Origin of the sequence: Paenibacillus sp. FSL W8-0426 (genome assembly GCF_037969725.1) — a bacterium.
Lineage (GTDB): Bacteria > Bacillota > Bacilli > Paenibacillales > Paenibacillaceae > Paenibacillus > Paenibacillus hubeiensis.
The window spans coordinates 5,134,630-5,147,225 of record NZ_CP150203.1 but is presented as its reverse complement, the minus strand read 5'-3'; the positions used below and the strand labels follow the sequence as shown (position 1 = coordinate 5,147,225).

At 49.9% G+C, this 12,596-nt stretch carries 11 protein-coding genes; 9 read left to right on the top strand and 2 right to left on the bottom strand.

All coding sequences use genetic code 11. The features are described from left to right. The first annotated feature begins 31 nt into the window (after positions 1-31). From MKY59_RS23325 to MKY59_RS23310, 4 genes are all read left to right on the top strand, one after another. Positions 32-1,489, top strand: coding sequence for a glycoside hydrolase family 1 protein (locus MKY59_RS23325; protein ID WP_236415744.1), 1,458 nt, complete (start codon positions 32-34; stop codon positions 1,487-1,489). 475 nt (positions 1,490-1,964) lie between these two features. Continuing rightward, a complete protein-coding gene (locus tag MKY59_RS23320) occupies positions 1,965-2,816 on the top strand; it encodes a PRD domain-containing protein (RefSeq protein ID WP_236415745.1) in 852 nt (283 codons plus the stop codon). 131 nt (positions 2,817-2,947) lie between these two features. Next, positions 2,948-4,843, top strand: coding sequence for a beta-glucoside-specific PTS transporter subunit IIABC (locus MKY59_RS23315; RefSeq protein WP_339273994.1), 1,896 nt, complete (start codon positions 2,948-2,950; stop codon positions 4,841-4,843). Between the two features lie 220 nt (positions 4,844-5,063). Beyond that, a complete protein-coding gene (locus tag MKY59_RS23310; RefSeq protein ID WP_339273993.1) occupies positions 5,064-5,516 on the top strand; it encodes a collagen-like protein in 453 nt (150 codons plus the stop codon). A gap of 149 nt (positions 5,517-5,665) precedes the next feature. On the opposite strand, the gene MKY59_RS23305 is transcribed toward MKY59_RS23310, so the two are convergent. Continuing rightward, on the bottom strand, positions 5,666-6,043 hold the full coding sequence (locus MKY59_RS23305) for a PilZ domain-containing protein (RefSeq protein WP_236415748.1): 378 nt from the start codon (positions 6,041-6,043) through the stop codon (positions 5,666-5,668). 281 nt (positions 6,044-6,324) lie between these two features. Between MKY59_RS23305 and MKY59_RS23300 the strand changes: the two genes are divergently transcribed. Next, complete coding sequence (locus MKY59_RS23300) at positions 6,325-6,966, top strand: SMI1/KNR4 family protein (protein ID WP_236415749.1); 642 nt, start codon at positions 6,325-6,327, stop codon at positions 6,964-6,966. Positions 6,967-7,059: 93 nt separating this feature from the next. Then, complete coding sequence (locus tag MKY59_RS23295; RefSeq protein WP_339273992.1) at positions 7,060-7,467, top strand: hypothetical protein; 408 nt, start codon at positions 7,060-7,062, stop codon at positions 7,465-7,467. A 38-nt stretch (positions 7,468-7,505) separates the two neighbouring features. Here MKY59_RS23295 and MKY59_RS23290 read toward each other — a convergent pair whose 3' ends face one another. Continuing rightward, positions 7,506-8,105, bottom strand: coding sequence for a hypothetical protein (locus MKY59_RS23290; RefSeq protein WP_339273991.1), 600 nt, complete (start codon positions 8,103-8,105; stop codon positions 7,506-7,508). 308 nt (positions 8,106-8,413) lie between these two features. Here MKY59_RS23290 and MKY59_RS23285 point away from each other — a divergent pair, with 308 nt between their 5' ends. The 3 genes from MKY59_RS23285 (at position 8,414) to MKY59_RS23275 (ending at position 12,578) form a co-directional block, all read left to right on the top strand. Next, positions 8,414-9,889 (top strand): methyl-accepting chemotaxis protein, encoded by a 1,476-nt coding sequence (locus MKY59_RS23285; protein ID WP_339273990.1) that lies wholly within the window; start codon positions 8,414-8,416, stop codon positions 9,887-9,889. A gap of 655 nt (positions 9,890-10,544) precedes the next feature. Further along, a complete protein-coding gene (locus MKY59_RS23280; RefSeq protein WP_339273989.1) occupies positions 10,545-11,240 on the top strand; it encodes a DUF4274 domain-containing protein in 696 nt (231 codons plus the stop codon). Positions 11,241-11,330: 90 nt separating this feature from the next. After that, positions 11,331-12,578 carry a GNAT family N-acetyltransferase gene (locus MKY59_RS23275; protein WP_339273988.1) on the top strand — a complete coding sequence of 416 codons (1,248 nt, stop codon included), beginning with the start codon at positions 11,331-11,333 and terminating at the stop codon, positions 12,576-12,578. Positions 12,579-12,596: the final 18 nt, after the last annotated feature.

Here is a 12,596-nt window from a genome sequence, read left to right as displayed (position 1 = left end):
TGTATATCTATCCGAAAAGAGGTTGTTGCTCATGATTACAGCAAGAAAAGGATTTCCTGAAAATTTCCTCTGGGGAGGCGCAACGGCGGCGAACCAATTGGAAGGCGCTTTTGATAAAGACGGCAAAGGATTGTCCACGGCAGACATGATCGCCCACGTGCCGAAAGAGAAACGCACAGGCGGACACGCCATGGAAATTTCCTCTTCCCGGATCGAAGAAATCCTGGCGGGCAAAATCGAAGAACGTTTCCCGAAACGCTTCGGCATCGATTTCTACCATCGTTTCAAAGAAGATATCGCTTTGTTTGCGGAAATGGGCTTCAAAGTGTTCCGTATGTCGATCCATTGGGCGCGCATTTTCCCGAACGGTTATGATGCGGAACCGAACGAAGCGGGTCTGAAATTTTACGATGAAGTGTTCGATGAGTTGTTGAAGCATGGCATCGAGCCGCTCGTTACGCTGTCTCACTATGAAACTCCGCTCGGTTTGACCCTAAAATACAACGGTTGGGCTGGCCGTGAAGTCATCGGACATTACGTAAGATACGCTGAAACGGTGTTCAAACGCTACAAAGACAAAGTCAAATATTGGCTGACGTTCAACGAAATCAACGTGATGCTCTTCAGCCCGTATACTGGCGGGGGCATCTTGATCGATAAAGTGGATAATAAGCTGCAAACGACGTATCAAGCACTGCACCACCAATTTGTAGCAAGTGCAACCGTAACGAAATTGGCGCATGAGATCATTCCTGACGTAAAAGTGGGCTGCATGCTGGCTCGCATGGAAACTTATGCAAACACATGTAATCCGGTTGACGTGCGTTTGGCGCAATTCGAGAACCAAATCAACCTGTTCTTCACGGATATGCATGCTCGCGGCAAATATCCGAACTACATGGCGCGTTATTTCGAAGAAAACAACATTGTGATCGACATCCAGCCAGGCGACGAAGAAATCATGGAGAACAACACCGTGGATTTCATCTCCTTCAGCTATTATATGTCCGTGACCAAATCGGCGTCGGCGACCGAAGCGGAAACATCCGGCAACTTGACCGGAGGCGTGAAAAATCCTTATTTGGAAGCGTCCGACTGGGGATGGGAAATCGACCCGATCGGTCTGCGCATAACGCTCAACAACTTCTGGGATCGTTATCAGAAGCCGCTATTTATCGTTGAAAACGGACTTGGGGCATACGATAAAGTGGAAGAGGACGGTTCCATCCATGACTCTTACCGCATCGACTACCTCAAAAAACACATCGAACAAATGAAGGAAGCCGTTAAAGACGGCGTTGAACTCATGGGTTTTACGGCATGGGGACCCATCGACCTCGTGAGCATGTCCACGTCCGAAATGTCTAAACGTTACGGTTTCATTTACGTTGATCTGGACGATGAAGGAAATGGTACGCTGGCCCGTTCGAAAAAGGATTCTTTTGACTGGTACAAAAATGTCATTGCAAGCAATGGCGAGCAGCTGTAATTGCAAAAATAACTTTCTCTATACTATAGATGGATTGTAACCGCATAGTGGCGGGCAAAACCCAATGCGAAAACAGGTCGCTTATGGAGCCGTGCTCCGAAAGCCTGCTTTTGGCTGGCGTTTTGCCCGTTTTTTGCGTTTCGACAGGGAGCTGCTTCGACCTGGGGGGAGCGTATCGACAGCCGAGATGAAAAGAGGTCCATAGTACCAATGGCGCAAGCCTGAAAAAGCAATAATCTGACTCATTCGGTTTTCTGGGGTGGGTTGAAGAGCATCTCCACGCATACGTTTCGGCATCATTAACCGCTTTCACAAAAACCTTGTCAGATTCATTAATGTATGGTAGTATGGGCCTAAGGCTAATGAATACTGGATTGTTACTGTTCAATCAGGCAAAACCAGAAGCAGGGACATCTTATTGCCCTGCCGGGGTTTTGCCTTTTACTACTTTGACGGTGCAAGGTGATGTGAAGAAATGAAAATCGAGAAGGTGCTGAACAACAACGTAGTTACCGTGGTCGATCCCGCAGGCAACGAGCTTGTTGTCATGGGACGTGGAATTGCGTTCAAAAAGCATACAGGTGAATCGATTGACGAAAGTCTGGTCGAAAAAATATTCTCGTTGGAAAGCAAGGAAGTATCCCAGAAACTGAAAACGCTTCTGTCCGATATTCCTGTCGAATATGTCGAGTGCTCGGACGAGATTATCCGCTATGCGGAAACGGTGCTTGGCGAGAAATTGCATGAGAGCATTTACATTTCGCTGACCGACCATATTCATTTCGCCATTGATCGCCATCGTCAGGGTATGCAGCTTCGCAACGCATTGTTTTGGGAGATCAAGCGCATGTACCGCAAGGAATATGCGATCGGGCTTAAGGCACTTCAGATTATTGAGGAAACGTTAGGCGTGTTGCTGCCTGAAGACGAGTGTGCATTTATCGCCATGCATCTGGTAAATGCCCAAATGAACGGCGAGATGCGCGAAACGATCAGCATTACGAATATCGTGAAAGATATTCTTAACATTGTCAGACGGAGCTTTGTCGTGGAACTGGATGAGGACTCTCTGAGCTATTATCGCTTCTTGACCCATCTGAAGTTCTTCGCCCAGCGCGTGCTGCAAGGCACGTCGATCGAAGACAAGGTGGAAGACAATCCGCTTCATGATCTGGTCAGCAAGCAATACCCCGAGGCGCATGCCTGTGCGGTGAAGATCAGCGATTATACGCGCAAAATCTATGGCCGGGTCCTTTCCAAGGAAGAAGTGCTGTACTTGACGATTCATATTGAACGGGTCGTCCGCAATGAACAAACAATCGAATAACATTGGGATTGTTACTAACCAAAAAAGGCAAAACCTAAACGTTGTATAATGATAAGCCGGGCGGCTCTCTCATTATCCAGTGTTTAGGTTTTTTTTACACCTTTCATTACACATCAAAGGAGCAATACGCAATGGATAAACAACAATTGTCCAAAGAGATCCTGAAGCTGGTTGGCGGCGAAGAAAATATTGACCAAGTCACGCACTGTATGACCAGATTGAGATTCAACTTGAACGACAACAAAAAAGCGGACAAAGCGACGCTGAAAAATACACCGGGCGTTATGGGCGTCATGGAAAACGGCGGACAGTTCCAGGTCATCATCGGGAACGACGTACCCGTCGTATACAACGCGCTTGTGAGTAATATGAGCAAGGCTCCGACAGGAGAAGGAGCTTCGACCGGAACAAAAAAGAAAAGAAATCCCGTAAGTGCTTTGTTTGATTTCATCGCGGGGATGTTCACGCCGATCCTGCCGGCCATCACGGGCGCGGGTATGATCAAAGGGATCGTGGCGATCCTGGTAGCCCTTGGCTGGATGAGCGATTCCAGCTCCACGTATATCATCTTGTCTGCGATCGGTGATGGCGCATTCTACTTCCTGCCCATCATTCTGGCAGTCAGCGCAGCCAAAAAATTGGGCAGCAACATGTTTATCGGCGCGGCTCTGGGCGCGGGCATCATGCACCCGACGATTACGGCATTGCTTGCTAACGGAGATTCGTCTTTCGCAGGTATTAAAGTCGTCGCCGCAACGTACTCGTCCACGGTGATTCCGATCGTTATTGCGATCTGGATTGCATCCTACGTGGAAAAAGCGGTTGACCGCATCACGCATGCTTCGCTGAAATTGATCGTTGTACCTACGGTAACGCTGTTGATCATGGTTCCACTCACGTTGATTGCCATTGGGCCGCTGGGTTCCATTATTGGTAACGGATTGTCTGGCGGTATTTCATGGCTGTTCGATAACATGTCTATCGTTGCCAGCATTCTGATTGGCGGAACGATGTCGCTGCTCATTATTACAGGGATGCACTATGCCCTTACGCCGATCGTTATCGGCTCCATTACAAGCCTGGGTTATGACTTTATCATACCGCTGATGTTTGTAGCCAACTGGGCTCAAGCCGGCGGTGCGCTCGGTGTCGGATTCCGCGCCAAAAACCTGCAATCCAAATCGTTGGCCTTCTCTACAGGGTTGACGGCGATTATGGGGATCACCGAACCTGCCATGTATGGCGTAAACATGAAATATAAAAAGCCGTTTATTGCTGCTCTGCTTGGAGGAGCGATCGGCGGTGCATTTATGGGGATTTTCCATGTCAAAGCTTACGTCATTACAGGTCTGGTCGGTTTGCCGGGCGTTGCTGCCTTCATTAGTCCGGCGATCAGCACATTGATCTTGGCCATTGTCGGCGGTCTGATTGCGATGGCGGCCGCAGCGCTGATTACGTACATTTTGGGAATCAAAGAAGAAGACGCTCCGGCGGCTGCACCTGCTGCACCGGTTGCGGACAACAGCACTTCTTCCGCACCTGCAGCTGTCGTCGAAGCTCCAAGCACGGTTCAAGCTGCACAAATCTTCAGCCCGATGGATGGGGAAGTCAAATCGCTTAGCGAGGTGCCTGACCCTGCATTCTCCGAAGAAATCATGGGTAAAGGTTTTGCGATCCAGCCTGCTGGCAGTCGTGCTGTATCGCCGGTCAATGGTACCGTATTCTCCCTTTCAAAGAGCGGACATGCCATCGGTCTTGTCAGTGACGAAGGGGCAGAGATGCTGATCCATATCGGAATCGATACAGTGAAATTGAAAGGGCAATTTTTCACGCCAAAAGTACAAGCTGGCGCGAAGGTGACCGTTGGCGACGTGTTGATGGAGTTTGACCGCGAAGAGATCGAAAAAGCGGGATATAACACGATTACACCGGTGATCATCACCAACATGCACCAATACTCCACCATTGAATCGGCTGGACGCACAATGATCAAAGAAAAAGAGTTGATCTACACGGCCAAAGCATAAACGACCTAAGGCAACAGCGGTACTTCCGGATTTATCGGGAAGTGCCGCTGTTGCTGTTTTCGACGAGAATGACGGAAGCATCCAACGGAAGGGGCGGATTCCAGCAGGTCAAACATTTGGGTTTCACTTTTTTTTCGGCATATAAATGGGCATTTGCCCGGTTCTTCTACACGGGTGCCTACATACTATGCATTAGCCTAATGAACTGGAGTGATTTTGCATGGCAATGTTTCCCCCTTTTGGACCCGGAGGACCGGGCGGACCTGGTGTAGGACCTGGAGGAATTTTTGGACCCGGAGGTCCTGGTGGAGGCCCCGGCGGATTTGGACCTGGTGGTCCTGGAGGATTTGGACCAGGCGGTCCCGGCGGTCCTTCAGCGCCACCGTTTTTCCCTGGCGGTGGTGGTGGCGGACCGCAAGGAGTGCAGGCTCCTACCTCGCCGCCGCCTTCGTTTACTCCCCAGCAGCCTGTTTCGGCGTTCGCGGTAGATCCGGGAGCTATATCCGGGTGCTTGTTCCGTTATACGTACATTTGGCCGACTCGCGGTCCCGGTTTCTGGATGTACCCCATATTCGTCGGCAGAAACTCGGTAGCCGGCTTCCGCTGGACCGGTTTCTTCTGGATGTACACTGGCATAGATCTGCAGCAGATCGGCTCGTTTACCTGTTTCTAACCCGGAATGCCAAAACACCCTGCATACGACTTCAACCGTATGCAGGGTGTTCATGCTCGCTGGTTTTCGCATTTGCTCCGAATCCAACAAATGCAATCAGCTGACTTGATTTTCGTTAAGATCAAGGGTGGCGACATGCCGCGTGTTACTCACTTGACGATGATTCGGCCTTGGCCGGCAAGCATGCGCATCTCTTTATAGAAACGTTCGCTGTTGCCTTCGGTCATATCGAGCTGCACGCCGTAATGCCACTTGCCGTCAATTTGCTGGCCCCAACGGATCAGGCCTTCCAAATGGATGGGATCCTCGGACAAAGTCATATCCATTCCGATTCGGATGTTGTTGCTCTCGACGTGCAGAGCGAGCGGGAACGACAATTGGCATCCGGAACGGCTAATATCGCATAATTCGGCTTGAATCGGTTTATGCGGCGCAGATACACCGTTTATGCTGAGAATATAGATGTCAAAGTCGAGTGGTTCTTTTAAAGTATAACGAAACGGTTCTCTTCTAAGGTTGATCGACATGGCTTCCTCCACCAGATTCAAAAAAAGTAAGTATAGGATATATCGTCAATTTTATCAAGGAAATGAAGAGATGCGGCATGATCCGTGAAAATAGAATACGGGTAATCCGGGGCAAGCGGGGAATAGCTCCATAGTTCCTTTAACCGAAGCGGGTGGCTTGATATAATAAACGATATGATAATTAATGGAAGGTATGCATCCGGATTTAACAGGATGTTGGAAGAGTCAGGCATACATAGGGCTCTTTTTGGGAGATGTTGAATCTGGGGAGGCAGGATTGGATGAATGAACAATTGACGCGCATCCGCGAGAAATGGAGCCTTTTAAGAGTGCTTGATGCTGAGCTTGAATTGTTCGGGGCGGATCATCACGAATATGAAATGCTGCCTGTCATGACTCAGGAGCAGATCACAGCATTTGAACGGAAGTGGGACATCCGGCTGCCTGACGGGTACAGGGAATTTCTTTCGACGATTGGCGCTGGCGGAGCAGGGCCGTTCTATGGCCTGGAGAAGCCGGAGGATGGCGTGTATGCGGTATTGGATTACCCGGACGAGCTGAATGCGATCTCAGATCCTTTTCTGTTCACGGAAGCATGGAACTGGGATTATGACTGGTATGATGATAGCAAGGACGAAGACGAATGGGCCGCGTTGGAGCACGAATATTATGATCCGAAGTGGTCTGCGGGCATGCTGCGAATCAGCAATTTCGGCTGCGGGGTGTCGATCAATTTGATCGTCAAAGGCGAGTCTTACGGCGAGATCTGGACGGATGACCGCGGCAACAGCAATGGCATTTATCCTGACCATTATTTCGGCAATGCGGAGCGGCTTGGATTTTTGGACTGGTATGAGCTATGGCTGGACCGCTCGCTAAAAGAAATGACAGAAGACGAAAATGTGGCTGTTGAAGAGCCGTAATGAGCTGTGATAGGGTCAGTTAAAGCGATCCATTGATTGTGGATGCGACACTAGGCATACGGTTAAAACTCGGAGATAGGGGGGGACTTGCCCATGACACGGCAACCAAAGAAGCAAATACCTGTACTTCTATACCGTTACGAGGGACCCGGCAGGAATATCGGTTATACCCTCTCCCCATTGTATATGGATGAACAAGCTCAGTCCCAGGTGGTAGAAGAAGAAATGTTGTTTATCTACGCGGAAGATTTTGTGCCGATTCTGGAGGTGTTGGAACGATATTTTCCGCTGGAGGACATGCATCGCGGAGAGATGATGGAAAGCTTCGACCATTGTTTCGATAATCCGATAAGCAAAGCAGTATGGCTCAGCGTGCTGGACGAACTGAACCTGCAAACGTTCGAGGAACCGGATTTGCGATCGTTTATGGACCGATTCGTGGCATGGGCCTCGAAAACGCTTGAGACGGCGGACGGGATCGATGTGGAAGGCAATTTGTAGAATCGCGCATCGTCCCAAGCCATGCTCCGCACTAACATTCAACTTCCATCCATAGTTGCAATTTTCCACTCTCCGCTACCTGCGTCTTCTAATAAAGAGTAAGTCATGATTCCCTGTTCCATTTCTTCATTTTTTATGTTTCTATCGAAAGTCACCACAACTTGGATACGCTTGGCATCTTCATCGAAAGAGATTTCATTTAGTTCTTTAAATTCGTATTTGACACCTTCTTCATATTTATAATTGAACCAATCCATATTAAATGTAATGGAATCCGCATCGAGCATGTTTTCTTTAAACTTTTTTTCGTCGTGATTCACGATTGCTTCCATGTTGTTGTTAATCATATTAGATAGGTCAGCTGTGAAGAAATCCTCGACATGCTCGGATAAGTTAAACGAGATCCCTTCTTTGAAATTAGAGAGCTCAGGCTTTTGTTGATTAAACTCTTTCGAATAGAGAAGAGTTTTGCTACCAACTTTGTCGGCTGTTGAAGCAGCAGTAGGGTTCTCTGTTTGCATGTTATTAGAAGTAGTCACTTTGTTACCCTGAAGGCTTTCACTCTGTTGACCACATCCTGTTGAAACAGCGATAGAAAAAACAGCAATCGAACAAATAATGCTTCTTTGAAATCTCATGAAAATCAGCTCCAGAAATAAGTTGAATAAACATTGAACTTTAGAAAGGAACAGGCCAATTCTCAGATAGCTTGTTCCTTTTCGCTATGGGTAGAAGTGATTTTTGGCAGAATATTGATTTTTGCGAATCACATTCCGATATTAGGTATGTAGCGCTGCTTTCATCTTTGTGAAGTAACGATAGACGATTAAGAAATACGGACTGATTCGGGAGAAGCAGGGAACGTGCGAATCGGCCTAGGTCAACCGATGTAAGGGAAAGCGTCCTACAATCGCAGTTTCAATTTTACCAGAAGGACGGGGTTTGAATGAATCGTTTTGATGAAATCATCTTGAAAAGAAACAAAATAATCGCCATCATCCTATGGATCGTCCTGGTTCTGGGAGCCTCGCTCGCCTTTATGGAACCGAAACTTATCGTTTCCAGCGTTGTCGTGATTCTGTTCACGGCATGGATCACCTATGCGAACGCCAAGAAAAAACATATCCATCTGATTCCCTGGCTGGTTACCGTTCTTATATCGTTAAGCGGCGTATTTGCCGGATGGGGAAGCAATGATCCCTTGGTCAGCATTCTGATCTCGTCCATTCTGTTGATCTATCCGGATAACAAAAAATTTGCGGTCGGTTTTGTGGTTGCCCTTGCAGGCAACATTCTTCAATTGTTGATCGTTCCGACGGCTACGGCAGATCAATGGACCGGTAATGCCATTAACGCGGGCCTGCTTGCCATAACGGGAGCTATTCTGTTCATGGTGTCTCACTTGAATCAAAGATTATTTCTGAAAAGCGAGCAACGCTGGGCTGAAATGCAGCAATCCCGGGAGCGGGTGGAGGAAATGCTGGAGCATGTCAAAAGCGCCGTATCGGGTCTGTCGACCTTTACGGAGCAGTTGAAACGCAAGGTCGAAGAAACAGGCTCCATCACCAATGAGGTGACCATCGGTTTCACCGAAGTGGCGAGAGGCGTCGAATTCCAGGCCAGCAGCGTGGCGGAAATTTCCGAATCGCTTGCCGTCTCCGATCAGCACATTCGCGAGGTTGCGTCCAACTCGAACAAAATGAAAGAACTGTCTTCCAGCATGGCTGAAAGCACCGAGAACGGAACGGCCAACATGGACCAGCTCAACCTGAAAATGCTTGAATTATACGATGCGATCAACACGACGGCCGATGACATGAAGAAGTTCAATGATGAGAGCGAATCCATCGGCTTGATGCTGGACAGCATTTTGGACATTGCAAGCCAGACCAATCTGCTTGCGCTCAATGCGGCCATCGAAGCGGCACGCGCGGGCGAGCATGGCAGGGGGTTCGCCGTTGTATCCGAAGAGGTGCGCAAGCTGGCAGAGCATTCCGGGCAATCTGCGTCTGATATTGCAGGCATTCTGTCCAGGCTCAGGGAACAGACGCAGGCACTTACGGATCGATTCGAAAATCTCCGCCTTACCTTGAAAGAGGGGAAAGAGAATGCAAGGCTGACGGAAGAGGCATTCCGTACCATCAGCCAAAATTCCCGATTGGTGCTGAGCCAAGCCGCGGATATCGAGGGCAGCTCCGAAACGATGAAGGCATCCTCCACCAGAGTGGTCAATGAGGTGTCGGAAATTTCCAGCGTCACCGAGCAGTCCAGCGCGGCGGCAGCACAAATTTTGGCCAGCATGGAAGAGCAGCGTATGTTGACTCAGCGGATGGTCGCCAGCTTCGGCGAGCTGGAACAGTTGATACACGGACTGAACACTTTGGTAACCGATCAGGAAGAATCGCAGGATAGCGCTCAATAAGAACTGGCTGGACGGAGTAAAGAATAACGGGCACGAAGCGTACAAACTTCAGAACCTTTTAAATCTATACAAGGACAAAACCGGCCGGGGCTGGTTCTCAGGCTGTCGAGAAAGTCTCGACAGCCTGAAGCCTTGATAAAGGCTTGTTTTCTATTTTGCTGTTACCAAGTGCTAGCAACAGAACAAGACTACAAGGCAGTACAAACCACTTCTTTTTTGTATTCAACTTCTTTCATCCTCCCTAAAGGCCTAAACCTTTTTTTTCGCGGCCATTCCCAACGCGTTCAATCAGCAGCCGCTCGGACCAAGCTGGACCCGTGCTTTTTTTCCTCCATATTGGTATCGCTGTCTCTCTCGAACTCGTACTAAGAGAAATATCATGATAACGTTGAGAGAATGCCCATCGTGCCCAGCTCCTAAACTGTCGAATGGATCGCCGGGCAGTTCGTGCAGAGCGATGATGTCCCCCGGCGAAGGATAAAATTCAGAAAAGAAATCGAATGAAATGCCCTAAATCTACCTCCTTGTGAGCGCAATGAACATTAGAAGCATTTGTGCACGTATATGAAACCCCACTATAATGGGAGAATGAAGAATTTGTCAAAAATGCTGGAGAGATCGCCCTTCTTTCCTACACCAGGAGGTAAACGAATAGATGAACTGGCAGGAAATCAGCAAATCGAAAAACGCTGAACAGGTTCGAGAAGCCGTGACAATGTTGGACGTGAATGAAACGGATGAACGAGGACGGACGCCGCTCATGCTGCTGCTGACGCACCGCATGCCGATCGAAGGCATTCGCTACGTGTTACAGCAAAATCCGGACCTGGAAGTCGCGGATAAACTAGGGGACACGGCGCTTAAAAAGGCGGTCAAGTTCAAACAGGAGGAGGCGATCCGGCTGCTGATCGAGCATGGGGCGAGATTGGATTCGCCGATGGGGATCGCGGGAACGGCATGGTATGCCTCCCGAAACCATCCGAAAATCGCGGACCTGCTGCTCGAGACGCCGGGAGCGGTTAGGCTAACCTTGACGGATGAAGAGCAGGAGCGGGTCGATGCGATTCTGTACGAGGAATCCATAAATGAGGTCGTCACGCGAATTCGTCAGCTCGATTCGGACGTACTGCTGCATGCGGTTGTGGACGGGTACAACTGGGACGACGGACCGGAACCTATGGTTGCCGTGTTTGAGCACCCCGCATGCGCGGAAATAACGATGCTTGACATGTATGAGCTCATGGAAGCCGAATATTGGCTGGATATGGACGAAGAAGAGGCCGAAAGCCACATGGATGGTGCGACTTATCGCAGGCTGGCCCTGTTGATTAAAGAGAAATGCTCGCTATGAGCCGGAAGATTCGCGAGACTGATGGAATGTGAAACCTTGGCCTTAACGGTCAGGGATACAATGATTGCGGAAATGCGAGGAGCAACCAAGATGGAACGAGACATAACTAACGGGAGTGGAGTCAAAGGGGGAAGTGTCCTCCATGAAGCAGCAGAGCGACCGGGCGGCAGGGGAGGAAGCAGCCTCGGCGTACGCGTGCACATTTATGATCGGACCGACGTCGGTCACATGGATTGGCCTGATACGGATGATGGCCGATATGCGAGAGCATATCTGGAGCCGCTTATGCTGGAGGGCACGAAGCATTACATGGCAAACGTTGAGACGACGCTAATGCTCGTCCGAATCGATGACCTTATTCTGCCTTTGACCGTAAACGATGCGCAATACGAAAATGCTTATGTTTGCTCCCCGTACACGCATTATGTGCGTTATGCGAAACAGGAATTGTCGCTGCTTCAACGTCCGCTGCTCGAAAAAGGGTTGTCCCGGCTGCTGAATCTGGTCGGCTGGGGGATGCGCCGTTCGAAATTCAACAAGGTCGTGCACGTCAACAACTGGCTGTTGTCCACGAATCTGTTTCCTGCCATGACGGGCGAGCAGGCGGTCGCCGTGATGCATGCGGTACGGGAACGCTTCCCGGACCATGCCGTCGTTTTTCGCTCCTTATGCCCCGGCTTGCATCCCGAAATTACGGCCGCTCTCGGCGAGGCCGGCTGCAAAATGATTCCGAGCAGGCAGATTTATCTGTACCGGGCGAATGACCCGACATTCGGCAATTCGAAGTCGCGGTGGCTGCTGAAGCGCGATTACGACCTGCTGGCCAAAAACGGATATACCCTTGTCTCCGAAGCGGAGATGACGGATGCGGACATTCCGCGAATTGCCGAGCTGTACCGACTGCTTTACCTTGAAAAGTATTCGTACGACAATCCCCAGTTCGGCGAGCCGTTCATCGCGCTGGCGAAAGCCTCTGGCACGCTGACGCTTTACGGTTTGCGAAAAGAGGGGCGGCTCGACGCGGTCATGGGTTATTTCTGCCGCAACGGAATGATGACAACCCCGTTGTTCGGCTATGACACGGCGCTGCCGCAGTCCGTCGGCCTGTACCGGATGCTGTCGGCCTGCCTGATCGGGCAAGCCAAGGAGAACGGCTGCCTGCTTCATGAGAGCGCAGGTGCAGCACAGTTCAAACGCAATCGCGGCGCAGTGGCCGATTTCGAATATTCAGCCGTGTACGACCGACATCTGCCGCTGGCAAGGCGTGGGTGCTGGTCGCTGCTGGACAGGCTGCTGAACCGGGTAGGCGTGCCGATCATGCGCAAAATGAAGCTGTAAGCCGCGCAGGCGGTTGTT